General features: G+C 66.4%; 21 protein-coding genes and 6 tRNA genes. 13 read left to right on the top strand and 14 right to left on the bottom strand.

The genetic code is table 11. The features are described from left to right. Positions 1-40: 40 nt before the first annotated feature. The 5 genes from Q4S45_RS11510 to Q4S45_RS11490 all read left to right on the top strand — a co-directional run bounded on the left by Q4S45_RS11510 (position 41) and on the right by Q4S45_RS11490 (position 621). Positions 41-116, top strand: a tRNA-Ala gene (locus Q4S45_RS11510). Between the two features lie 35 nt (positions 117-151). Further along, a tRNA-Glu gene (locus Q4S45_RS11505) sits at positions 152-227 on the top strand. 79 nt (positions 228-306) lie between these two features. Beyond that, positions 307-382: transfer RNA gene (locus Q4S45_RS11500), tRNA-Ala, on the top strand. Positions 383-407: 25 nt separating this feature from the next. Beyond that, positions 408-483: transfer RNA gene (locus Q4S45_RS11495), tRNA-Glu, on the top strand. 62 nt (positions 484-545) lie between these two features. After that, positions 546-621 (top strand) — tRNA-Glu (locus Q4S45_RS11490). Positions 622-800: 179 nt separating this feature from the next. On the opposite strand, the gene Q4S45_RS11485 is transcribed toward Q4S45_RS11490, so the two are convergent. Continuing rightward, positions 801-1,079, bottom strand: a complete 279-nt coding sequence (locus Q4S45_RS11485; RefSeq protein ID WP_305512010.1) for a DUF1971 domain-containing protein — start codon at positions 1,077-1,079, stop codon at positions 801-803. Further along, positions 1,063-1,467, bottom strand: coding sequence for a group III truncated hemoglobin (locus tag Q4S45_RS11480; RefSeq protein WP_305512009.1), 405 nt, complete (start codon positions 1,465-1,467; stop codon positions 1,063-1,065). The genes Q4S45_RS11485 and Q4S45_RS11480 overlap by 17 nt, the downstream gene beginning before the upstream one ends. Before the next feature lie 316 nt (positions 1,468-1,783). On the opposite strand from Q4S45_RS11480, the gene earP reads away from it, so the two are divergent. The 8 genes from earP (at position 1,784) to Q4S45_RS11440 (ending at position 10,661) form a co-directional block, all read left to right on the top strand. Then, positions 1,784-2,941 (top strand): elongation factor P maturation arginine rhamnosyltransferase EarP, encoded by a 1,158-nt coding sequence (gene earP / locus Q4S45_RS11475; RefSeq protein WP_305512008.1) that lies wholly within the window; start codon positions 1,784-1,786, stop codon positions 2,939-2,941. A 137-nt stretch (positions 2,942-3,078) separates the two neighbouring features. Next, entirely contained in the window at positions 3,079-3,654 is a 576-nt protein-coding gene (locus tag Q4S45_RS11470) for an elongation factor P (RefSeq protein ID WP_305512007.1), read from the top strand. 141 nt (positions 3,655-3,795) lie between these two features. After that, the gene (locus tag Q4S45_RS11465) at positions 3,796-5,379 is read left to right on the top strand and encodes an amidase (protein ID WP_305512006.1); all 1,584 of its coding nucleotides are present in this window, start codon (positions 3,796-3,798) and stop codon (positions 5,377-5,379) included. A gap of 69 nt (positions 5,380-5,448) precedes the next feature. Beyond that, entirely contained in the window at positions 5,449-5,832 is a 384-nt protein-coding gene (locus tag Q4S45_RS11460) for a BlaI/MecI/CopY family transcriptional regulator (RefSeq protein WP_305512005.1), read from the top strand. Further along, on the top strand, positions 5,829-7,271 hold the full coding sequence (locus Q4S45_RS11455) for a M23/M56 family metallopeptidase (protein WP_305512004.1): 1,443 nt from the start codon (positions 5,829-5,831) through the stop codon (positions 7,269-7,271). The genes Q4S45_RS11460 and Q4S45_RS11455 overlap by 4 nt, the downstream gene beginning before the upstream one ends. Positions 7,272-7,343: 72 nt before the next feature. Continuing rightward, complete coding sequence (locus tag Q4S45_RS11450; protein ID WP_305512003.1) at positions 7,344-9,386, top strand: TonB-dependent siderophore receptor; 2,043 nt, start codon at positions 7,344-7,346, stop codon at positions 9,384-9,386. 97 nt (positions 9,387-9,483) lie between these two features. Continuing rightward, positions 9,484-9,795, top strand: a complete 312-nt coding sequence (locus Q4S45_RS11445) for a transposase (RefSeq protein ID WP_305505222.1) — start codon at positions 9,484-9,486, stop codon at positions 9,793-9,795. Next, positions 9,792-10,661, top strand: coding sequence for an IS3 family transposase (locus tag Q4S45_RS11440; protein ID WP_305512093.1), 870 nt, complete (start codon positions 9,792-9,794; stop codon positions 10,659-10,661). The genes Q4S45_RS11445 and Q4S45_RS11440 overlap by 4 nt, the downstream gene beginning before the upstream one ends. Before the next feature lie 55 nt (positions 10,662-10,716). Here the strand turns inward: Q4S45_RS11440 and Q4S45_RS11435 are convergent, their stop codons facing one another. From Q4S45_RS11435 to Q4S45_RS11380, 12 genes are all read right to left on the bottom strand, one after another. Then, entirely contained in the window at positions 10,717-11,124 is a 408-nt protein-coding gene (locus Q4S45_RS11435) for a TssQ family T6SS-associated lipoprotein (protein ID WP_305512002.1), read from the bottom strand. 17 nt (positions 11,125-11,141) lie between these two features. Further along, a complete protein-coding gene (locus Q4S45_RS11430; protein WP_305512001.1) occupies positions 11,142-12,707 on the bottom strand; it encodes a protein kinase in 1,566 nt (521 codons plus the stop codon). Next, complete coding sequence (locus Q4S45_RS11425; protein ID WP_305512000.1) at positions 12,704-13,483, bottom strand: PP2C family serine/threonine-protein phosphatase; 780 nt, start codon at positions 13,481-13,483, stop codon at positions 12,704-12,706. Before Q4S45_RS11425 ends, Q4S45_RS11430 begins: the two co-directional genes overlap by 4 nt. Next, positions 13,476-14,129 (bottom strand): type VI secretion system-associated FHA domain protein TagH, encoded by a 654-nt coding sequence (tagH, locus tag Q4S45_RS11420; RefSeq protein WP_305511999.1) that lies wholly within the window; start codon positions 14,127-14,129, stop codon positions 13,476-13,478. The genes Q4S45_RS11425 and tagH overlap by 8 nt, the downstream gene beginning before the upstream one ends. A gap of 99 nt (positions 14,130-14,228) precedes the next feature. Further along, a complete protein-coding gene (gene dbpA / locus Q4S45_RS11415) occupies positions 14,229-15,638 on the bottom strand; it encodes an ATP-dependent RNA helicase DbpA (RefSeq protein ID WP_305511998.1) in 1,410 nt (469 codons plus the stop codon). Between the two features lie 55 nt (positions 15,639-15,693). Beyond that, on the bottom strand, positions 15,694-15,933 hold the full coding sequence (locus Q4S45_RS11410) for a hypothetical protein (protein WP_305511997.1): 240 nt from the start codon (positions 15,931-15,933) through the stop codon (positions 15,694-15,696). Positions 15,934-16,029: 96 nt separating this feature from the next. Then, a tRNA-Met gene (locus Q4S45_RS11405) sits at positions 16,030-16,106 on the bottom strand. Between the two features lie 47 nt (positions 16,107-16,153). Continuing rightward, a complete protein-coding gene (locus Q4S45_RS11400) occupies positions 16,154-17,311 on the bottom strand; it encodes a class I SAM-dependent methyltransferase (RefSeq protein WP_305511996.1) in 1,158 nt (385 codons plus the stop codon). Positions 17,312-17,369: 58 nt separating this feature from the next. Further along, positions 17,370-18,176: a hypothetical protein gene (locus Q4S45_RS11395; RefSeq protein WP_305511995.1), complete on the bottom strand. Its 807-nt coding sequence runs from the start codon at positions 18,174-18,176 to the stop codon at positions 17,370-17,372. Between the two features lie 85 nt (positions 18,177-18,261). Then, positions 18,262-18,474 (bottom strand): hypothetical protein, encoded by a 213-nt coding sequence (locus Q4S45_RS11390; protein WP_305511994.1) that lies wholly within the window; start codon positions 18,472-18,474, stop codon positions 18,262-18,264. A gap of 102 nt (positions 18,475-18,576) precedes the next feature. Then, positions 18,577-22,317 (bottom strand): AAA family ATPase, encoded by a 3,741-nt coding sequence (locus Q4S45_RS11385; protein WP_305511993.1) that lies wholly within the window; start codon positions 22,315-22,317, stop codon positions 18,577-18,579. Then, complete coding sequence (locus tag Q4S45_RS11380) at positions 22,314-23,561, bottom strand: exonuclease SbcCD subunit D C-terminal domain-containing protein (RefSeq protein WP_305511992.1); 1,248 nt, start codon at positions 23,559-23,561, stop codon at positions 22,314-22,316. The genes Q4S45_RS11385 and Q4S45_RS11380 overlap by 4 nt, the downstream gene beginning before the upstream one ends. Positions 23,562-23,608 lie beyond the last annotated feature (47 nt).

The raw sequence follows: 23,608 nt of genomic DNA, 5'->3' as shown, positions 1-23,608 counted from the left end.
ATGCAAGAGAGTAGTCTATAATTTTGCTTCTTCACCGGACGGGGGTATAGCTCAGCTGGGAGAGCGCTTGCATGGCATGCAAGAGGTCAGCGGTTCGATCCCGCTTACCTCCACCACGTTGAAGAGAAGTTTGTAGTAAAGCCAGTTCAAGGTCCCCATCGTCTAGAGGCCTAGGACATCACCCTTTCACGGTGAGTACGGGGGTTCGAATCCCCCTGGGGACGCCAGGATTCGAGTAGTGCAGAAATAGTGTTGAGGTTCGATGCGACCCTGACCAGTCAGGGTTTTTTTTGTGCTACGAATTTGGGGGGTATAGCTCAGCTGGGAGAGCGCTTGCATGGCATGCAAGAGGTCAGCGGTTCGATCCCGCTTACCTCCACCAAGGTTTTGTTGTAAAGCAGTTCAAGGTCCCCATCGTCTAGAGGCCTAGGACATCACCCTTTCACGGTGAGTACGGGGGTTCGAATCCCCCTGGGGACGCCAGGATTCGAGTAGTAAGTGGTAGCAAGGCCAGGGTGGTAGAATACCGCCCAGGACAGATTTCTGTCCCCATCGTCTAGAGGCCTAGGACATCACCCTTTCACGGTGAGTACGGGGGTTCGAATCCCCCTGGGGACGCCAGTTAAAAGCCGGAGCAGACCAGCGCGCATGCGCATAGGTGCTCCGGCTTTTTTATTTCCGATCGCGATTCGGCGAATACCTCGATTGTCGTACCAGCGAAGGCTGGTACCCATGCTGAGCGCGCGCTGGGGGTGAAGGATTTTCAGTCTAGGTACCAGCCTTCGCTGGTACGACAGGAATCATTTCCGGTGGAACTCGACGCAAAAGCGCACCGGCCCGATTGCGGCCACTTCGTGCTTTGCCTGCGGTTCGATGATGCCGGGATGGTCCGGCGCCAGCACATATTCTTGCAGCGCCGGCTCGAGCACGCGGTACAACAGTGTCCCCTCGAGCACCTTGATGCGCCCCCACACGCCGGCCGCGGTGGAATGGCTGCGCAGCAGGCCGGCCGGGATCGTGGTTTCGGTAAATTCCGGCGTCGATTTGTAGTGCGCCACGTCTTCAGGCAGCGTCAGCATGGGGCGCTCCGCTGGTGACGACGACCTTGCCGAAAAAGCCGTATTGCAGGCTGGCTGCGATTCGTCGCGCGACCAGGATGAATTCGTCCGCAAGCGGGGCACTGAACAGGCGCGCCGCGGTCGCTTCGAACAGCAGCAGCCAGCGCTGGAAATGCTCGGGCTCGACGCCGGCCAGCGCCATGTGCTTGCCGAAGACGTTGCCCTGGAACTGCTGGGTCTTGAGCATGGTCGTGCACCAGAAATCGACCATGCGCCCCAGATGGGTGTCCCAGTGGTCGCCGATCGCGGCGTTGAAGACGGGCGAGAGCACCGGGTCGGCGCGAACGTCGTCGTAAAAAGTGTGCACCAGGGTCGTGATCGACTCCCGGGATAGTTCCAGTTGGGACATTGGCGGGCTCGCGGCGAATCGGAAGTGAGTCCATGGTACCTTGAGTTATTCGCGAAATCAAGTATTTAAAATGAATCTTTGAAGCGACCGAGATACTTGCTTGATCAAGTATCTTGCGGCGCAGCTTTACGCGTCGAGGTTGGTGAAGTATAAATGGCAAGTTGATTTTGTTGCATTCCGCAATCAAATATTGCATTTAATGAAATTACTAAACGTCGGTTCCGGCCAGGCCCCTGTGTAATTTTGGGATAGAATGACGCCCTGGCGGCGCCTGCCGCGCTGGCCCACCCCTCGAATCTCCCTTCGCGCTTTCCGCATGTTTCCTGAAAAAACTTCAACATCGCTGGCCATTTTCTGTAAAGTCGTCGACAACTTCGGCGACATCGGCATTTGCTGGCGCCTGGCGCGGCAACTGCAGAGCGAACACGGCGTTGCCGTCACCCTGTGGGTCGACGACCTGAAAACATTCCAGCGGATCTGCCCGCCCGTCGCGACGGATTCGGAAACGCAAGAGGTGGCCGGCGTCACCATTCGCCACTGGCGCGACCAGGAGGGCGTGTTCGCGCCCGCCGACGTGGCCGACATCGTGATCGAATTCTTCGGCTGCGACATCCCGCCCGGCTACATCGCCGCGATGGTAGAGCGCGAGCCGCGTCCCGTGTGGCTCAACCTGGAAGGGCTGAGCGCCGAGGAATGGGTCGAAGGCTGCCACACCCTGTCCTCGCCGCACCCCCGCCTGCCGCTGACGAAATATTTCTACTTCCCCGGCTTCACCGGCAAGACGGGCGGCCTGCTGCGCGAATCGGCGCTCGAAGACCAGCGCCGCCAGTTCCAGTCCGACCCGGCGCAAGTGGCCGCCTTCCTGGCGCGGTTCGGCGTGACGCCGGAGGAAATGGCGGCGCGCAAGGTATCGCTGTTCTGCTATCCGCATGCGCCGGTGCGCGAGCTGTTCGACACCTGGCAGGCCGGCGCGGCGCCGGTCTTGTGCCTGGTTCCCGAGGGCGTGGCCGCCGATGCGGTGCGCGCATTCATCGGAGCCGACCCGGTCGCCGGGGCGGCCCGCACGCAGGGCGCGCTGACGGTGCGGGTGCTTCCTTTCGTCCCGCAACCTGACTACGACAAGCTGCTGTGGGCCTGCGACCTGAATTTCGTGCGCGGCGAAGACTCGATCGTGCGCGCGCAGTGGGCCGGCCGCCCGTTCGTCTGGCACATCTACCCGCAGGACGAAAACCTGCATCACAAGAAACTGCGCGCCTTCCTGCAACGCTACTCGCCCGACATCGACAGCGCCAATGCCTTCAACCTGCTGTGGAATGGCGCCATGGGCGAAGACGCCAGCGTGGCCGACGCGTGGCGGCCGTTTCAGGAAGATATGGAACGCATCGCCGGGCGCTCGGCCGAATGGCAGGCGCAGATGCTGGCCAATGGTGATCTAGTTTCCAACATGCTGAAATTTGCCGCCTCGAAACGATGAACGGTCACGCCAATCGGGTATAATGCGCGGTTACTCTTCACGGTATTTTCGAGTTTTGATCAAACGTGGGCTCTGGGCGAAGTTCGGCCACGGCGACAGATGATTTTCATGCAACCACCTTTTTACGTATATTCACTATGAAACCTGCAAAAGAAATTCGCGTTGGCAACATCATTATGGTTGATAGCAAGCCGATGATCGTGCTGCGCTCTGACGTCAATGGCTCGAGCCGCACCGGCTTCACCTACAAGTGGAAGATGAAGAATCTTCTGACCAACAGCCCGATGGAAAACGTGTTCCGCGGCGACGACAAGTTCGACGTCGTCGTTCTGGACAAGAAGCCAGTGACCTACTCGTACTTCGCCGATCCGCTGTTCGTCTTCATGGACGAAGAGTACAACCAGTACGAAATCGAAGAAGAGAACCTGGGCGAAGCGCTGAACTACCTGAAGGACGGCATGGAATGCGAAGCCGTGTTCTACGACGGCAAGGCAATCTCGGTTGAACTGCCGACCACGATCCAGCGCGTCGTCGCTTACGCCGAGCCAGCGGTCAAGGGCAACACTTCGGGCAACGTCCTGAAGGAAGCCAAGCTGGAAAACGCGATCGAATCGAAGCGCCACACCATCCAGGTTCCGCTGTTTGTGAGCCAGGACGACACGATCGAAGTCGACACCCGCACCAACGAGTACAAGCGCGTGGTTCGTAACTAATCACCGCCGCTCTCAAAAAACGCTGCCGCCGGCAGCGTTTTTTTGTGGGGAATTTGGGGACTGGTCCTGCGGACCTGTCCCCATTTTGCCGTTAGCGCTGCCACATCCTGTACATTATCGTTTTTTCTATAGGGAGCACGCATGGATCGCAGGGACTTCGTTCGACTCGGCCTGGCCGCCACCGCCGTCGCGGGCGCATCGACGCCTTCAAGTGCAGCACCGGCGCCATCTTCGATCCTCGACGCCGGCGTGCTCGAACAGCAGGCCGCCATGCAGTCCGGCCGGCTCACCTCCCGCTCGCTGGTCTCGCAATACCTGTCCCGCATCGCCGCCATCGACAAGCGCGGCCCGCGCCTGAACTCCGTCATCGAACTCAATCCCGACGCGCTCGCGATCGCCGCGGCGATGGACCGCGAACGCGCCGCCGGCAAGCTGCGCGGTCCGCTGCACGGCATCCCGGTGCTGTTGAAGGACAATATCGCCACCGGTGACAAGATGAGCACCAGCGCGGGCTCGCTCGCGCTGGCGGGCGTGCGCGCCACGCGCGATGCGCACGTGGCCGCGCAACTGCGCGCGGCCGGCGCCGTCATCATCGGCAAGACCAACCTGTCCGAATGGGCCAACATGCGCTCGACCCATTCGGTGAGCGGCTGGAGCGCGCGCGGCGGGTTGACCAAAAATCCCTACGCGCTCGATCGCAACACCAGCGGCTCGAGCTCCGGCTCCGGCGCGGCCATCGCCGCCAGCCTCGCCACGCTGGCCGTCGGCACCGAGACCGACGGCTCGATCGTCTCGCCGGCATCGATCTGCGGCCTGGTCGGCATCAAGCCCACGCTGGGGCTGATCAGCCGCAGCGGCATCATCCCGATCGCGGCGTCGCAGGACACCGCCGGTCCGATGACGCGCACCGTCGCCGACGCCGCGCTGATGCTGGCAGCGATGGCCGGCGCCGACCCCGCGGACGAAGCGACGCGCGACATCAAGCTGGCCGACTATGCGAAGGCGCTCGACAAGAATGGCCTGAAGGGCGTGCGGATCGGCGTGGCGCGCAATTTCTTCGGCAGCGGCGACGGCGTCGATGGCGTCATCGAGAAGGAGCTCGCGGTGCTCAAGGCGCAGGGCGCGATTTTGGTCGACGTGAAGGTGCCCAATATCGACAAGTACGGCGACAGCGAAACCGAAGTGCTGCTGTACGAATTCAAGCCTGGGCTGGAGGCGTACCTGGCCGCGTATGCGCCGCATGCGCAGATCAGGAACATGTCCGACCTGGTTGCCTTCAATGCGAAGCACAGCGACAAGGAGATGGCGTTCTTCGCGCAGGAGTACCTGGAGAAGTCGCAAGGGAAGGGCGCGCTGGCCGACAAGGCGTATCTCGACGCGCTGGCCAACAACCACCGCTATTCGCGCGCCGAGGGCATCGACCAAGTGATGAAGGAGCACCAGCTCGACGCGCTGGTGGCGCCGACCGGCGGGCCGGCATGGCTCACCGATTTCATCAACGGCGACCATTACGGCGGCAGTTTCTCGACGCCCGCCGCGGTGGCCGGCTACCCGCACATCACCGTGCCGGCCGGGTACACCAACGGCCTGCCGATCGGCCTGTCGTTCGTCGGCGGCGCCTGGAGCGAAGCGGCGTTGATCCGCATGGCGTATGCCTATGAACAGGCGACCTTGCACCGGCGCGCGCCGCGCTTTCCCGCATCGGTCAATCTGACTCCATCTTAAGATTCGCTTGACGTTCATGCGACATCTGTCGCATACTCGCCTCCATTGTCACATACTGGAGATTCAGGCATGTCCGTACCCTCAATGTCAGAACTGAGCCTGCTGAAGGCGCTATGGAAAGAGCAGCCCCTGAGCGCGCGCGAACTGCACCAGCGCGTCGAGCCGGAGCTTGGCTGGTCGTTTTCCTCCACCCGCAAAACGCTCGAGCGTATGCTGGAAAAGGCGATGGTCAGCCAGCAGCTGCGCCACGGCGTGCAGGTCTATGAAGCGCAGCTTGAAAAGGTCTCCACGCTGGCGGCGTTCGCGCACGACTTCGGCCGCCGCGTGATGGAGATGGACGGCCCGCTGCCGGCCAACATGTTCACCGGCAGTAAGCTGATCGACCAGCAGGAACTCGAACAGCTCGAACAGATGCTGCAGGACTGGCCCGACGAGAAGGAGGGCGGCCAGTGAGCGGCGTCGACCTGTTCGCACTGCAGTTCCTCCAGGCCTGCCTCGGCTGCGTGCTGGCGGCAGGCGCCGCATGGGCGATCCTCACGCTGGCTTGCCGCCGCTGGCCTGCGCTGGCGATGTCCCGCGCGGCCTGGCTGCTGGCCCAGGTGCTTGCCGTCGCCGTCTGGCTGGCGATTCTGGCGCCGCAGCGCGAATCGCTCAGCGTGATGCCGGCCATCGAATTCGAAGCAGCGCCGGTGGCGCAGGCCCGCCCGATGCCACAGCCGGTGGCGGAGGCGCCATCCGATTCGCCAGTCAATTGGCTGGGACTCGCCGCGCACGCATGGCTGGCGATCTACGTGGCCGGCGCCGGCGCCGCGATTCTCCGTCTGATGCTGGCGCAGCGCGCGTTGCGCCGCTTGGTGCACGGCTCGACGCGCCTGGACACGCATGCGGCGGCTGCTTCGCTCGATGTTTTTGAAACCTCGCTCGCCGTCTCGCCCATGCTGATCGGCGCGCTGCGCCCGGTGCTGCTGCTGCCGCGCCACCTGCGCGATTTTGACGCTGTGCAGCAGCAGATGATCGTCGCGCACGAGTTGGCGCACCTGCAGCGCCGCGATCCATTGTGGATGGCCGCCAGCATCGCCGCCCAGACCGCGCTGTGGTTCAATCCCGCGATGCGCGCGTTGGCCAGCCGCCTGACTTGGGCGCAGGAGCTGGGCTGCGACCGCCAGGTGCTCGCCGGCCGCCCCCAGCAACAGCATCGCGCCTACGCCGCCGCGCTGGTCGGACAGTTCAAGCTGCAGCGCACCGCGTTCAGCGCGGCCTTGGCCTTCGGCGGCTTCAATGGCGCCTCGCTGAGCGCGCGCATGCTGATGATTCGCGAGGGCGGCGCTCCCGTTGTCGGCAATGCCGCGCGTGTGGCGGTGTTCGCCGGTTTCGGAGCCGTGCTGGCCGCCAGCATCGCGCTGCAGCCGGCTTTTGCGTGGCGCCTGCCCGCATCGCCCGATGCACCAGCGCCGGTCAAATGGCGCGCGCCGCTGGACAATTTGCGGGTGTCGAGCTTCTACGGCACGGTCTCCCCGCTGCGTTCGAGCACTCACCACGGCATGGACTTCATCGCAAAGACCGGCACGCCGGTGATGGCCAGCGCCGACGGCGTCGTGATCGCGTCCACCGACCTCGATGCCGGCGGCGCCAAGTACGGCAAGACGATCCTCATCGCGCACGCCAACGGTTTCGCTTCCTTCTACGCGCACCTTGACCGGCGCGCCGTCGCGGCGGGCGACACGGTCAAGGCGGGGCAGGTCATTGGCATGTCCGGCGCGACAGGCAAGGTCACCGGTCCGCACCTGCACTTCGAGGTGCGCGCATCGGACCAGCCTGTCAACCCGGAATCCGTACTGCCCGCCCTGGGCCAGAACGCCACCGCGTCCGCACTGCGCGCGCGCCCTCACTAATCAACCACTGTCTCCCTGAACGCCGCGCGACTTTTCGCGCGGAGGGGATTCCTTTACCTGAACGGATTGAAGATGCACCGCACCGCATGCCTCACCTTGCTGTTATGTTCCGCCGGCGCACTCGCGCAGACGGTGGAGATTACCGGCTCGCGCGACCGCGCGCGCCTGATGGACACTGCCGCGGCGACGGTCGTGGGCCGCGACGAACTGCTGCGGTTCGGCGGCCAGACCGTGGCCGATGCGTTGAAGCGCGTCCCCGGCATCACCATCGGCGGCGTGCAGGGCAGCGGCGGCGAGATCCGCATGCGCGGGCTCGGTAACGGCTACACGCAAGTACTGCTGAACGGCCAGCCGGTGCCGCAGGGATTTTCCATCGACAGCATTTCGCCTGAGCTGATCGAGCGCGTAGAAATCATGCGCGTGGCAAGCGCCGCGACGGGATCGCAGGCCATTGCCGGCACGGTCAATATCGTGCTGCGCAAGAGCGCGCCGCGCGGCCAGCAGGAATTCAAGCTCGGACTGGCCGCGAACAATGGCGCGCTGACGCCAGACGCGAGCGGGCAGGCGAGCATCAAGGGAGTCGGCTGGTCGGCCACAATGGCCGCCGTCGCGACGGCCGCCCGGACGCTGACCTCCGAGACCGACAATGAACTCGGGTTCGACAGCGCCGGCACGCTGAATTTGCGGCGCCTCACCCAGGTTCGCCAGGAGGACGTGCGCCCTACGCTGAACCTGACGCCGCGCGTTTCGTGGAGTCTCCCGAACGGCGACACGCTGGTATCGCAGAATTTCATCCGGTTCCTGAAGCTGGACCTGACTACGCGTTCGCACGACGAGACGGCGCTAGGCGACCCGACGCCGTTCCCGGATAACGTGAGCTTCTTCCACGCCCATGCGGAGACCGTCCGCAGCGACCTCCAATGGCTGCACCAGCCGGAAGGTGGCGGACGCTGGGACGTGAGGATCGGGGGCAACCACTTCGGGCGCCGCGGAACGAACCGCTTCGATGGCGGCACGGTGGTGCGCATCGTCGATTCATCCGCGCTGGAGGACAACCTGACCCTCGACGGCAAATATTCGAAGGCCTTCGATGGCGGTCATGCGCTGGTGGCCGGCTGGGACGCGGCGCACGGCCGGCGCAGCGAGCGGCGCATCGAGCTCGCGGCCGACGAGACCAGCGCCGCGCAAGTCGATCGCATCGCGCTGTTCGCGCAGGACGACTGGACCGTCACGCCGCATTTCTCGCTGCTCGGCGGCCTGCGCTGGGAGACAATTCGTATCGCCACCGGCAATGCATTCGACCAGGTGGACCGTCGCGCCACCTTTCCGACCCCGTCATTGCAGGCGCTGTTCAAACTGTCGGACCAGGGGCAGTTGCGCGCCGGCTTGTCGCGCACCTTCAAGATGCCGACGCTGACCAATCTGGCCATGCGGCGCTACGTGGTAGACAACAAGAACAGCGCTCTTGTCGTCGACACGCAAGGCAATCCGCACCTTCTGCCGGAGCGTGCCGTGGGGATCGACATCGCGTACGAACGCTACTTCGGCAAGAACGCGATGGCCAGCGCAAGCGCCTACGCGCGCAGGATCGAGGACGTGATCGTCGACCGTGTGGACCAGGTTGGCGCGACGTGGATCGGCATGCCGGTGAATGCGGGCCGCGCCCAGGTTCGCGGTATCGAACTTGAAACGAAGTTCCCGTGGCGGTCGTTCGAGCTGCGCGCGAACCTGGCGCGCAACTGGTCGCGCGTCGAAAGCGTTCCGGGGCCGGACAACCGGCTGGCGAACCAGCCGCCGCTCAGCGCAAGCGTGGGCGTGGACCGCGCCCTGCCTGGCCTGCCGGTCACGCTGGGGGCCACCTTCAGCTTTCAGGGCGGCGGGGCGTCGCGGATGTCCGATCGGACTTTCGGGTGGGCCGGCGTACAACGGGACCTGGGATTGGTGGCCACCTGGCGCCTCGACGCGCACACGCAGTGGCGGCTGACGGGCGCCAACCTGCTGGGGCAGGACCACCTGGCGCAATCGCGCTTCGAGGATGGAGCCGGCGGCCTGCGGACGGGAATCACGACGCCGACATGGGCGACGATCCGGCTGGCGTTCGAACGCAAGCTCTGACTCGCTTCGCGCTGATGCCGACGCAGATGGGGTCTGGTCCTGCGGACCTGAGATGTACCGAGTTTGGTGGACATCCAAATAGGGGACAATACGTTCCATGGATACCAAACTCGTAAAATCATCTGAAAACCAGGTCTTTAGCCCGGAGTTCAAGCTCCAAGCGGTTGAACGTCTGAAGCAATGCGATAACGCCGCGGCGCTGGCGCGAGAGCTCGGCGTGCGTCGAAATCAGCTTTATAAATGGGCGAAGCGGGTCGACTTGGTCGGCCCGGACTTGGCGTTTCGACCGCCTGGGCGCCCGCCAGCTGGCGAGGAAGACGAGCTGACTCGGCTTCGCAAGGAGAATCTTCGCCTGGCACTGGAGCTCGAAATTCTAAAAAAAGCCGAGGCGTACTTCATGCGCCGATAGCGCTGAGGTACGCCTTCATTCGCGAGCATGCCGAGATGTATCCGGTCGGGCTGATGTGCCGCTTACTTGGCGTAAGCCGAAGCGGCTACCATGCCTCGCGCTGTCGCCCTATGAGCCCGCGCGATAGCGCGGACATCGCCTTGATTGCGAGGCTTCACGAGATCGACGCGGAACACCGGCGCGCTGCAGGCGTCATCAAGATGTGGCGGGTGCTACGCGCGGAAAAAAATCCATGCGGGCGAAATCGAGTGGCACGTCTACGACGTTGCGCCGGCATTCAGACGCTTCGAACCCAACGACTGCAAAGCAAACCAGCACCGCAACAAAAAGAACCGCCAGCCCCGAATCTGGTGAACCGGAAATTCAAGGTCGCCGTTCCAAACCGCGTGTGGGTGGGCGACATGACGCAAATCACCACGCGGACGGGGATAAGCCATCTGTCGATATTCCTGGATTTGTCCACGCACGCTGTCATTGGCTGGGCGATGGGAACGAGCCAGACCGCCGCCCTGGCCGTGCAGACGATCGAAGCGGCCATGGAGCGATATCGCCCGCCGCCAGGGCTCGTTTGCCACACGGATCAGGGATCGCCTTACGGCTCGAAGAAGTTTCGCGACTACCTCGAGTCGAAGGGCGCAATTGCGAGCATGAGCCGCAAAGGGAACTGTCACGATAACGCGGTTGCGGAGAGCTTCTTCTCGAACCTGAAGAACGAGTTGACGCATCACTTCGTGTATGAAGATCACGCTGCCGCGGTTGCCGCCGTCAAAGATCATATTGAGGTGTACTACAATACAATCCGACTTCATCAATCGCTCGGCTACAAAACGCCGGCGCAGGTCCAGGCGCAGCACATGTGTTGCTAATTAACCTGTCCACCAAACCGGTGCATCTCAGACCTGACCCCATTGTTCGCTCGATCTATTTCGCCTTCTTCGCCTTGACGAAGACCGGACCCCACAGCGGGTGTCCATGTTCGCCCGGCTCCAGGTCGAACGAAGGATCGAGCTTGAACGCCTTCTCGAACTGGTGGCGGCACAGCGTCGTGCGCGAAGTCAGGCAGTAGCTGAACGCGGTGTATTTCAACGCTTCGACCTGGGTCGCCTTCGGGCCGCCGGTGACGTCGGCCTGGCCGAGACGCTTGATTGCGCCGTTGTAGTCGCCGTTGTTGTACAGAGCGATGCCTTCCTTCAGGCCGGACGGCGCCGGCGCGGGCGCGCTGACCTCCGGCTGGGAGTGCCCGGGTTTCGTGTCCTTGCCGGCGCCGAACGGCATGCTGGCGCAGCCGGTGAGCAGGCAGGCGATCGGGAGGAGGGTGCGAATCTTCATGGTCAATCCTGATGCGTTTATTTTTTCGCCGCGGCGAAGTCGTGTTCGATCGTGCCGTTCTTATTTTTGGCCGCCGACACGCTGATCGAATACTCCGGGAAGCTCGGGTTGACGATGCGGACCCGGTGCTTGCCGGCCGGGAGTACCAGCTTTTTCATAGGTGGCGTGACCCCGCGCTCGCGGCCGTCCACGTACACGGTGCCCCAGGGTTTGACGGCCAGGGTGTACGACACGGTCTCCACCACGGCGGGGACCGGCCTGGCCACGGCGGCCGGCGTTTCCGGCACGGGCGCGGGCGCCGGCGCCGGCGCCGGCGCCAATGGCGGCGCCACTTCCACGACCGACTCGGTCGGGTCGAGTCCCTTCGACGGCGCTGTGACGGGCGCGGTGACGTGCTGCTGCGCGACCATGATGGTGTCGTCCGCGGCGCCGTGCACCAGCGCATACAGTCCGGCGGTGGCGATCGTCAGCGCGGTAGCGACACCGGCGACGAAGGGCCAGCGCCCGCGGGCGGGCGGCGGCGCAAATACTGCCGGCTCTTGCGCTGGCGCCGGCTCGTCCCCGACCGGCATCGGGATGGCGGCGGGCGGCGCATCGGCGCGCACCGGCGGCAATCCGCGCTGGGTAGTGCCGGCCGCGCGCACCGGCGGCGGTGCGGACGAGACGATGCCGAGCAGCTCGCGGAAGGCGTCGATGGTCTGCGGCCGGTCCTGCGCCAGCACGGCGAGTCCCTTGTCGATCGCCGCCAGGAACGACGGGCTGTAGCCCTCCGGGGCCTGGAGCGCCAGCGGCGTGATCGGGTCTTTGATCATGCGCGCGATCGAGCTTGCCGGCGCCTGTTTGACGATGGCGAAGTACATCACGGCCGCCAGCGCGTAGATGTCGGTGAACGCGCCCTGTTCGAGCGACGCGTCGCCCGCGTACTGTTCGACCGGCGCGTAGCCTGGCTTGAGGATCACCGTCAGGCCCTTGGTCATGTCGCCGATGATCTGGCGCGCCGAGCCGAAGTCGAGCAGCACGGCGTCGCCGTTTTCCTGGATGATGATGTTGTCCGGCGCGACATCGCGGTGCAGGATCTGCATCGTGTACAGCATCTCGAGCGCCTCCAGGATCTGGCGCAGGATCTTGCGGCACCACGCTTCGTCGATCAGCTCCGGGCTTTCGGCGACGATCTCCTTGATGGTGCGGCCTTCGTAATACTTCATCGCCGTGTAGGCGGTGCGGTTCTGTTCCCAGAAGCGGTACACCTTCACCAGCGACGGATGATCGAACTGCGCCAGGAAGCGCGCCTCGTTGATGAAGCTTTTCAGGCCTAGCCGGAAGGTGTCCTGGTGGCGTTCGGCGCGCAGCGACACGCCGCGGTCGCCGCCGCGCATGGCCAGCGCCGAAGGCATGTATTCCTTGATCGCCACCGTGCGGTGCAGCGAATGGTCGTAGGCGATGTAGACGATGCCGAAGCCGCCTTCGCCGAGGATGCCGGTAATTTCGAAGTCGGACAGCCGCGTGCCGACCGGCAGGCAGTTCTCCGAGCCGCGACCGACTGTAGCGGCGTCGTCGCCGCCCGCTGCCGGTGATGTGTTCATGCTGCTGGTTCCTGATGGTGCACGCGGATCGCGTACGCCGAATAATTGTCGCGCGCCTTGCCGGCCGCCTTGACCGCGGCGTCGGCGGTGGCGCACATCGCCGCCAGCCAGTCCTCGCTGCGGCCCGTTTCAAGCAGCGCCTGTTCCATCTCTTCTTCGCGCACCCACTCCCACAGGCCGTCGCTGCAGGCGAGCAGGGCGTCGCCGGGCATCAGTGCTACCGGGTCGCCGCTTGCGGCCACGCCAATCTCACCCTGGGCGCCGGCCGCCGCCAGCAGGATATTGCGCTGCGGGTGCTCGCGCAATTGCGCGGCATCGATGTAGCCGGCATCCACCAGCTGCTGCGCCAGGCTGTGGTCGCGGGTGACGGCGAGCACGCGGCCGGCGCGGAAAAGGTAGATGCGGCTGTCGCCGAGGTGGGCCCATACGGCCCGCGCGCTGTGCTGATCGACCAGCAGGGTGGCGATGGTGGTGCTCATGTCGGAAAGGTCCGGGTCGCCGCGCCTGGCTTGCTCCACCTGGCCGATGGCCTGGTCCACGTAGCCAAGCAGTGCCTGCGTGCCGAACGCCGGCCCGTCGCAGAACGCGCGGATCAAGGAGTCGACGGCGATGCGCGAAGCGACTTCGCCGCCGCGGTGGCCGCCGGTGCCGTCGGCAATCGCGAAGCAGGCCAGGTCGCCGTTGCGCGCCGCGCCGATCGCATCCTGGTTCGAAGCGCGCGAGCCGGTCTCGCTGACCTGCGCCCATGATAGGCGCACCGCGCAAGCGTCATGCATTGCGCGCCTCGTCGTTGAAGCGCGCGACTTCCTGTTCGTAAGCGGCGAGGAAGGCCGGGCCGAACACGGTCTTGAACTGGTCCTGCGATTCGCCGGCGATGGCGGCGTATTCCTGCACGAACTGCTGCCACAGCGCGGCCTGGCGGCGCGAAGGCGCCAGCTTGTCGAGCAGGCCGGGCGCCGGCAGCGATGCTTCAAGGCGGGCCGGCTCGACGCGCTCGATCAGCGCGCGCATGCTGGCGCTGGCGCCGGCCACGACGCCGAGCTGGTGGCCGCGCAGGTCGTGGCGTGCGTCCGCCACCGCTTCAAGCGGCTCCATGAAGCCGGGCATTTTCTTGCGCAGCATCTGGGTCAGCACGGTCTGGCTGTCGGGAAAAAACTTGAGTGGATTGTTGTTGCGTACCAACACCATCGTCTGGTCGGCATGCACTTCCTGCTTCACCAGCGAGCGCAGCGCCAGCTGCTCGATCGCGCCCTGCAGCGAGTTGGCCAGCAGCTTGCCGACCAGCTCCATCAGTTCAGGCGTCAGTTCGGCGGAGATGGCGTCGGCCGGTATCCCGGCGCCGCGCAGGAAGGCGTGCTTCAGGGCGAGCGCTTCGGGCGACTCGGTCCCGGCGGCCGCGGCGGCAGGAGTTGGCGTTGTCATATATTCAGGCGGAATTCGCCTTATGTTTATCTACAGCAATAATGCCAGATTTGGCATGGGAGTGCACGCGCTAACGTGCATCCCGGGCAGGCGCCGTGGTCAGGCGTTGATGAAGCGCATCTTGAAGCTGCGCCCCTTGATCGAGCCGAAGTCGCGACCCAGCTTGTTGCCGGCGTTCAGGCGCGCAAACGCCTGCTCGGCCACGTGACGGTCCAGCGCGACATAGGTCTGGAATTCGGTCACGTTGATCTTGCCGACCTGCTCCTTGACCAGCCCGGCGTCGCCGGTCAGCGCGCCCAGCACGTCGCCGGGACGCAGCTTGTCCTTCTTGCCGCCCATGATGACCAGGGTGACCATCGGCGCCGGCGCCGCTTCCTCGTGCTCGTCGTCGAGCTCCTTGATGTCGTGCCAGCTGACCGGCGCGCCCTGGTACTCCTCGATCAGGCGCACCCATTTCTTCTCGTTCGGCGCGCACAGCGACAGCGCGAGTCCCGATTCGCCGGCGCGGCCGGTGCGGCCCACGCGGTGGATGTGCACCTCGGTGTCCTTCGACACGTCGACGTTGATCACCGCGCCCAGGTTGGCGATGTCGAGGCCGCGCGCGGCGACATCGGTGGCCACCAGCACCGAGCAGCTGCGGTTCGCGAACAGCACCAGGATCTCGTCGCGTTCGCGCTGTTCCAGTTCGCCGTACAGCGCGAGCGCCGAGAACCCCTGCGAGCGCAGTTCGTCGGCCAGTTCGCGGCAGTGGACCTTGGTATTGCAGAAGGCCAGCGTGGACGCCGGCTTGAAGTGCTTGAGCAGCTTGCCGACAGCCGCATCGCGCTCGTCGAAGCCGACCTCGTAGAAGCGCTGCTCGATCTGGTCGGCGCTGTGCTGCGCTTCGACCGTCACTTCGAGCGGATCGCGCAGGAAGTGTTCGGTGGCGACGCGGATGTCGTCGGGGTAGGTGGCCGAGAACAGCAAGGTCTGGCGCCGCGCCGGGCAGGCGCTGACGATGCCGGCGATCTCGTCGTAGAAGCCCATGTCGGTCATGCGGTCGGCCTCGTCGAGCACCAGCGTCTGCACCTTGTCCAGGTTGATGGTGCCGCGTCCGAGGTGATCGCGGATCCGGCCCGGGGTGCCGACGACGATGTGCGCGCCGTGTTCGAGCGACGCGATTTGCGGGCGCATCGCGGTGCCGCCGGTCAGCGTCAGGACCTTGACGTTGCCGACGCCGCGCGCCAGCCGGCGCAATTCATTGGCCACCTGGTCGGCCAGCTCGCGGGTCGGGCACATCACCAGTCCCTGGATCGCAAACCAGGCGGGATTGAGCTTGTGCAGGATGCCGATGCCGAACGCCGCGGTCTTGCCGCTGCCGGTCTTGGCCTGCGCGATCAGGTCGCGGCCTTCCAGCACCGCCGGCAGGCTCTCGGCCTGGATCGTGGTCATCTCTTTGTAGCCGAGGGCGTCGAGGTTGGCCAGCATGGCTGGCGCCAGCGGCAGCGTGGAAAAGGCGTTGAGGGTCATTGGTGTGGCCGATACAAAAGTAGCAGGGAGCTGCGGGTACCGCGAATGCGACAGTCTAGCAGGAGGCGGCCCACACGGGCAGGCCGGTCAGGTCGGTGCCTTCGTCGCGGCGCCAGACCGGCAGGCCGGAGGCGTCGGTTTCTTCGAGCAGTTCGAGCTGTTCCTGGCGCAGGCCGGCGCTGCGGGGACGCGCCGCGCGCTTGGCCGGCGCGGGGAGGGCGGCGGGCGGCGGCGGCGGCAGATCGTCATCGAAGCCCAACAGGTCAAACGTCGCGTTGTCTTTTTTGTCTCTCATGTCGCTTCGTTGCTGCCTTGTTTGCCGCGCGCTTTTCGCGCCGCAGAAAACAAAAGCCCGGCTGCAAGAGTCGGGCTCGATGTTTAACACAGTGTTTGGTTGCGGGGACAGGATTTGAACCTGTGACCTTCGGGTTATGAGCCCGACGAGCTGCCAGACTGCTCCACCCCGCAGGAACGATTATACGGACTATCGGCCGCGGGCGCAATGGCGAGCTTTTCTATTGTGCAGCGAGGCGCCACAAGGACGTCACTTCGGCCGCGCGGGCCGCATGCAGCGGGTCGCTGGCGTCGCTGGCGCGCGGGTGGGTCGGGCGCACGTCGTGGCGCGCGACGACCTTCAGGCCGGCCGCGGCGATCATCGCGAGCAGCTGTTCGCGCGGGCGCAGGCCAAGGTGTTCGGCCAGGTCGGACAGGATCAGCCAGCCTTCGCCGCCGGCCGCCAGGTGGGCCACCAGGCCACCGAGGAAGCCTTTGAGCATGCGGCTGTCCGGATCGTAGATCGCGCTCTCGATCGAGGAGCTCGGACGGCCCGGCAGCCATGGCGGATTGCAGACGATGAGCGGCGCCTGGCCATCGGGGAACAGGTCGGCCTTCACCACCTCGACCCGGTCGTCGAAACCGAGGCGATGCAGGTTCTCGCGCGCGCACGACAGCGCGCGCTGGTCCATGTCGGTGGCGACGATTTTGGTGACGCCGCGCCGCGCCAGCAGCGCCGCCAGCACGCCGGTGCCGGTGCCGATGTCGAACGCCAGCTTCGCGTTGGCCGGCAGCGGCGCCTGGTTGACCAGCTCGAGGTACTCGCCGCGGATCGGCGAGAACACGCCGTAATAAGGATGGATGCGATCGCCCAGCGCCGCGATCTCGACGCCGTTCTTGCGCCATTCGTGCGCGCCGATCAGGCCAAGCAGTTCGCGCAGCGAAGCGACGAAGGGCTCGGTCGGGCGCCCGTAGGCCTCGTTGCAGGCCAGCGAAACGTCCGGCGCGCGGCGCAGCGGGATCGTGTAGTCGGCGTCGAAGGGAATCAGCAGCATGGCCAGCGTACGCGCGCGCTGCGACTGGGCCTGGCGGTGCAGGTGAAACGCTTCGGCAGGCGAGGCGGGAATCTTGGGCGCCTTCGCGCGCTTGCCCTTGTGGTCGGCGCGCCGCGCCAGCGCCTGCAGCAGCTGGCGCGCGTTCTGGAAATCGCCGCGCCACAGCAGCGCGGTGCCTTCGCAGGCGAGGCGATAGGCCGTGTCGGCCGGGGTCTGGTCGTTGGCGATGACGACTTTTTTCGGCGCGGGCATGCCGCTTTCGGAGCGCCACAGCGCCGAGTGGTCGGCGCCGCCTTCGCTCCAATGAATGCGGGCAGGGGCGTCGGGGGCGGGCGAAACGGACATGGCGGGCAATCGAAAAGGACAATCCGCCATTATAGGTGGTCGGCCCTCCGGCCGGGGCTTACGCCGAGGTGACGGCGCCGCTGTCGGCCGGCGCGGCGTAGGACGCCAGCGCGCGGTTGCGCTCGGCCGGCGTTGCTGCCGGCGCGTCCGCGCGCACGCGCGGGGCCAGCAGCGCGGCGCTGTTGACCAGGCGGAGCAGGCGCATCGACAGGTTGCCCTGGCCGCTGATGCCATCGCCGGAATCGGCCTTCACTTCGAGCTGGCGGCCGAGCACCTTGAACAGGTCGGACAGGCTGCCAGGGTATTCGATCGGCGGCAGCTCCTTGCCAGTCAGGGTGACCGTGTCGGGCACGACGGCTTCCGCGGCCGATGCGGACGCCGAAGCTGCGTATTTGACTTCGAGGGTGAAATCGTAGGACTGGCCGTCGCTGGTGACGATCTTGCCGCGGCCGAGGAACGAAGCGCTTTCGTCGAACCGGAGCGCGGCGGCATCGACGCTGGCGCCGCCGGCGGCCGACACGTGCGCGACCTGCGCGGACATGCTGGTGTCGGCCGAGACGCTGATCGCGTCGAAATTGAAGCTGGCGCCCTTCGAGGCGTCGCCGAACAGGGCTTGCGCGAAGCTGCCGATGAGGCTTTGCGCCGCATCAACCGTCTGGTCGCCCAACTGCGCCAGGCGGGCGTTCAAGGCCTGCTGCGACAGGCTCACGCTGCCGGACGACTGCGCAACCGGTTCGACCACGGGCAAACGCGCAGCGACCTTGCCAGTGGCGGATGCGGCTTGCGCGCCCGCGCCGTCCTGCCATTCGGGACGGGGCGACAGCGATTGGAAAGGGCGCGGACCCAGGGCGGAAATCAGAGTCATGATCCTTCAGCCTTCATCGAAGTTGATGAGCATATGGAGGATAACGACCAGCCAACGGTTTACTTTAGCTGTTTTTTTGATATTTTTAATGATGGTGCATCCAGCCCTCGCCGTTCGAGGCGAGATAGGACTGGACGGCGTCCTTGTTGCCGGTGGCGTGGCGCTTCACTTCGCCGCAGTCGCAGATGCCCTGGTAGGGCTGGATGTGCGAGCAGGCCGACACCTTTTGCAGGAAGACTTTGACCGCTTTCGAGCATTTGGCGCATTTAAAGGTCAGGATGCGGGCAGGTTTGAGCATGATCGATCAATGTTCGGAATGGGAGAGGGCGACATTCTATCACCGGCGCTGCCCAACCCCTGGGGTCAGGTCCGCCGGACCTGACCCCGAAGTTGAGGCTATCTATTGAACAGTCACGCTGCTGCTCCCGCCCCCAGACGGCTGCACCACGATCCGCGTCGAGATCCGCTCCGTCATCTCCTGCACGTGCGAGATCACGCCGACCTTGCGCCCCATCGACTGCAGGCCGTCCAGCGCGTCCATCGCCACGCGCAGGGTTTCGCTATCGAGGCTGCCGAAGCCCTCGTCGATGAACAGCGACTCCACCTTGACCCGGTTCGACGACAGCGACGCCAGTCCCAGCGCGAGCGCCAGCGACACCAGGAAGGACTCGCCGCCCGACAGCGAGTTCACGCCGCGCACCTCGCCGCCCATGTCCTGGTCGCGCACCAGCAGGCCAAGCGACGGACCGCCGCTGTTGACGATCCGCTCCAGCCGATAGCGCCTGGCCAGTTCCGACAGGTGGTTGTTGGCGTACCCGAGCAGCACGTCGAGCGTGAACTGCTGCGCGTAATTGCGAAACTTCTTTCCGTCAGGCGAACCAATCAGCTCGGCGAGCCTGCCCCAGCGCCGTTCGGCCACCTGCTGCTTCTCGATGTCGGCCAGCACGGCGGCGCCGATGGTGCGGCGCGCGTCGTCCTGCGCCGCGGCCAGGCGCAGGCCGGCGGCCAGGTCGTCCGCCACCTTGCGCTCGGCCAGCACGGCGGACAGCGCCGCGGCCGCCGGCTCCGCGCCAGCTTCGGCGTCGGCCGGCGCCGCTAGCTGATGCTGCTCGCGCTGGGCGCGCCGCTCCGCCAGCACCGTCGCCGCGCGCGCCACGCCGGCGTCGAGCGCTTCGATGGCGGCGCGTTCCGCACGGATGTCTTCAGGCGTCACCGCCAGCAGCGCCGCCAGCGCTGCCATCCCGTCGATCGGATCGAGCGCTGGGTTCAGTGCCGGGAATGCGGCCAGCCATGCGGAGACTCTCATGGCCGCGGTTTCGACGGCAGCGGCGAGAACCTCGCGACGCTGGGTGTTCTGCGCCTGCGCCTCGCTGGCGCGGGCGACATCCTGGCCTGCCTTCTCGCCGGCCGCCTGCTGCAACGCCAGCGTGGCGCGCGCCGCATCGATCGCGCCGGCCAGCGCCTGTTCCACCTGGCTGACCGGTGCGCCGTCCCACAACTGTCCGCGCTCGCGCCGCATGGCGCCGGTCTCGATATCGATGCGGGCAAATTCGGCTTGCGCCTGCGCCTCGATCCGGCGAGCCTGATCAAGGCGCAGGCGGGCCGCTTCGAGCTCCGCATCGAGCGTGACGAGTGCCAGCGCGCGCCTGGCCTGCTGCGCCGACTGCTCGGTCCATTGCTGGGCGTCCGCTTCGCGCGCGGCGCGGAAGCGAGCCGGCCCTTGCTGCCATCGCGCCTGCCACCCTTCTTCGAAGGCGTCGTCCAGTTCTGCCAGCAGCTCGGACAGCGTTGCCGCCGCCTGCTCGCGCTTGTCGGTCAGGGCATTGAGTTCGTTGACCGCCTCAACCATCAGGCTGCGCGCGGCCACGGCCTCGGCTTGCAGGCGCGTGTGGCTCGCCGTCGCCTGGTCGCAGTTCATTTGCGCCGCGTCCCTGGCGCGGGCCGCCTCGCGCGCAGCCTGTTCCTGCGCATCCAGCTGCGCCGATTGCTCTTTCAATTGCGCGAGCTGGCTGTCGAACCAGCCGGCGCGCTGATCCTCTGGTGCTTCGGCGCTGACCGCGTGGGCCTGCCAGCGATCAGCCAGTTCACTGACACGAAGTTCCAGCGCAGCCGCTTCCGGCGCCTGGCTCGCCAGTTGGGCGGCGGCGGCAGTGGCGCCGGCACGCTGCGTCACCTGCTGCTCGAGGTTCACCTGAAGCAGCTTGCGGCAGCGCTGCACTTCTTCGCGCAGCGTCGCCAGCAGTGTGTGCAGGCGCGCGTCCTGATGCTGGTAGGGATGTGCCTCGCTGCCGCATACCGGGCACGGCTCGCCATCGGCCAGGCCCGCGCGCAAGTCTTCGACGCTGTCGGCGCAGGCCAGTTCGGCGGCGCTCAGCGATCGTTCGGCCTGTTCTGAGGCCGCGGCGAGCGGCGCGGCCTGCGCCAGCGCCTCGGCCAGCCTCGCTTCCGCGGTGGCTTTTGCCGCTGTCAGCTGGCCGCCTTGTTCCGTCACCTGATGCAAACGCGCGCGGCTGACCGCCAGTTCGCTCCAGATTTTTTCCGCGCCGGCGAGCGACTCGCGCCGCGCATCGACCTGGCCGCGTTGCGCGCGCATCAGGTCTGGATCGAACGCAGCCAGCGTGGCGATGGCCTGCTGGCGAGCGGCTTCGGCCGCCGCCAGAGATCCCGTGGATTTCTCGGCGTTTGTCCTGGCGCCGGCGTCTGCGGCGCGGGCGCGGTCCGCGGCCTGCTGCGCCGTGGCGAGGGCGCCTGCCAGCGTGGCTTGCTGCGCGGCGCCTTGTCCGGCCTGGGCGAGCAGCCGGTTCCAGCGCGGCCACTGCGCGGCCAGCGGCTCGAACTGGCGATGCTCTGCCAGCCAGGCGTCGCCGGCCTCTTGCGCGGCGCGCGTCTGCGCAAGCTGCGCCGCCTTCGCGGTCAGCGCGTCCTGGGCCATGGCCGCGTCGCGCACCGATTCGTCGCGCGCGCGAGCCGCCTTTTCGTGCGCCGGCGCCAGCGTGGCGAGGGCGGCGTCGAGCTGCTTGGCGCGATCCAGTTGCGGCCCCGCGGCGCGCTGCGCCTGCACCGCGTTGTCGACCGCAGCGCTTGCCGCCGCTGCCGCGACCGCCGCCTGCTGCTGCGCCGTCACCGCAGTTTGCACAGCGAGTTCGCCTGCGGCCAGCGCCGCTTGCAGCGCGGCCTGTTCGGCAGTCAGCCGCTCGCTCTCGGCCACCAGCGGACGCGCCGGCTGCACCGCGTCGAGCGTGGCCAGCGCGCGCCGCCGCGCGGCCGCGGCGCCGGCCCGCTCGGTGGCGGCGGCCAGATCGAGTGCGGCCTGCGCTTCGTGCTGGCGCAGCCTGGCCGCGTCATGGTGCCAGCGAAGGTGCTGGTCCAGCACTTCCTTGCGCGCGTCGATGGCGGCCAGCGCCAGGTCCGCGGCGGCCCGCTGTTCATCGAGCGCGGCGCGTTCCTCCGCGGGCAGCGGCGTCTGGTCTTTCAGGCGCATCGCCAGTTGCGCCGTGATGTTTTGTTCGGTCCGGTAGCGCTCGTGCGCGCGCTTCGAAATGTCGCTGTAGATCGCGCTGCCGGTCAGCGTTTCAAGCAGCGCGCCGCGCTCGTTCTCCTCGGTTTTCAGGAAGGCAGAGAACTCGTTCTGCGCCAGCAGCACCGCGCGCGTGAACTGTTCGAACGACAGGCCGATGCGCTGGACGATTTCGTCCTGCACCTCGGTCTTGGTCTTGCCCAGCATGACCGAGTCGGCAAGGCGCAGCAGCGCCATTTCGGAACTTTGCAGCGCGCCGCTGGCGCGCCGGTAGGCACGCCGCACACTCCAGCTGGCGCGGTAGCGGGCGCCGTCGTTGCCGACGAAATCAACTTCGGCGGATGCCTCCGCGGCGCCGCGCCGCAACAGCGAGCGGGGATCCTGGGCGGTGACGGTTTCGCTGCCGACATCGGGCAGCTGGCTGCCTACGCCGCGCTTGAGCAGGCGCGGCGTGGCGTCGTACAACGCCAGGCACAGCGCGTCGAGCAGGGTGCTCTTGCCGGCGCCGGTCGGGCCGCTGATGGCAAACAGGCCCGAGGACGCGAGCGGCTCCTGCTCGAAATCGACCGAGAATTCCCCGGCCAGCGAAGCCAGGTTCCTGCCGCTGATTTTCAGGATCCTCATGGCGCGCTCTCCGCGCCGGCGGCCAGCACCAGTTCGGCGAATGCGCTTTGCTGGTCATGCGGCGCCTCTTCGCCGTACTTCTGCAAATACAGGCGGCGGAAGATATCGTCCGGCTGCATCTGCGCCAGCTGGTCTAGCGTCATCGCCGCCGTCTCCGGCGCCACGGTCTGCTGGCGGCGCGTCGGTTCGATCTTGGCCAGCCGCACCGGCTTGCCGGCCAGCGCCGCTTCGATGCGTCCGCGCAGGCCCGGCTCGGGCGCGTCCAGCAGCACCCGCACTTCGAGGAAAGGGTAGGCCGCCGGCGGCAGGTCGCCGTCCAGCTCCAATGCGGCCAGCGCCGCCAGCGCGTCCTCCAGCGGCGCCGGCTGCGGCGGCACTCGCAGCAGCTGCACCGGCCGCGGCACCATCAGAGGCGTGACCTCGCGCGCGGCGCCGTCCGCCAGGTCGATGCGCAGCACCTGGTGCTGGTAGCCCACTTCGGCGAACGACAGCGGCAGCGGGCTGCCGCAGTAGCGGATGTGCTCCTTCTGGCCGACGCGCTGCGCCAGGTGCAGGTGGCCCAGCGCGACGTAGGCGATGGCCGGGTCGAACATGGTGGCCGGCAGCGCCTCGGTGCCGCCGATGACGATGCGGCGCTCCGACTCGAGCGAGGCCTGGCCGTCCACCATGTGGCAGTGGCCCATGGCGATGATGGCTTGGCCGGGAGCGCGCCGCGCCTGCGCCAGCGCGTAGGCTTGCTGGTAAAGCGTCGCGATGCCATGCGAGTAGGGATCCGCCGTGGCGTCCAGGTCGCGCGGCAGGTCTCCCGGACGGAGGAAAGGGATCGCGACGCACCACGCGGCGACCTCGCCCTGTTTGTCGCGCAGCGGCACCAGCATGCGTTCGAGGTCGATCTCGCCCTCGCCGTTGCGCACCACGTGGCCGACCACCACGGTGCCGTGCGCTTCCAGCAGCGGACCGGGCGCTTCCAGCCTGCCAGGCGAATCGTGGTTGCCGGCGATGACCACGATATCGAGCTGCGGCGAGCGGGTGCGCGCCTGCTGCAGGAACCGGTACAACTGCTTCTGCGCCGCCGCCGACGGGTTCGCCGTGTCGAACACGTCGCCCGAAATGAGCAGCGCGTCGGCCTGTTCGGCCACGATGGTGTCGAGCAGCCAGTCAAGGAAGCACTGGTGTTCGTAAGCGCGGTCGAAATTGTGGAGGGTCTGGCCGAGGTGCCAGTCGGAGGTGTGCAGCAAGCGCATGTGGGTTAGTTGGATTTGCGGTTAGGCGCATACTATAACGCAGCAGA

This window comes from Massilia sp. R2A-15, from assembly GCF_030704305.1.
In the GTDB taxonomy this organism is placed as follows: Bacteria; Pseudomonadota; Gammaproteobacteria; order Burkholderiales; family Burkholderiaceae_D; genus JAFCUW01.
Note: the sequence above shows the minus strand (reverse complement) of the source record. Positions and strands in the feature narration are given on the sequence as shown.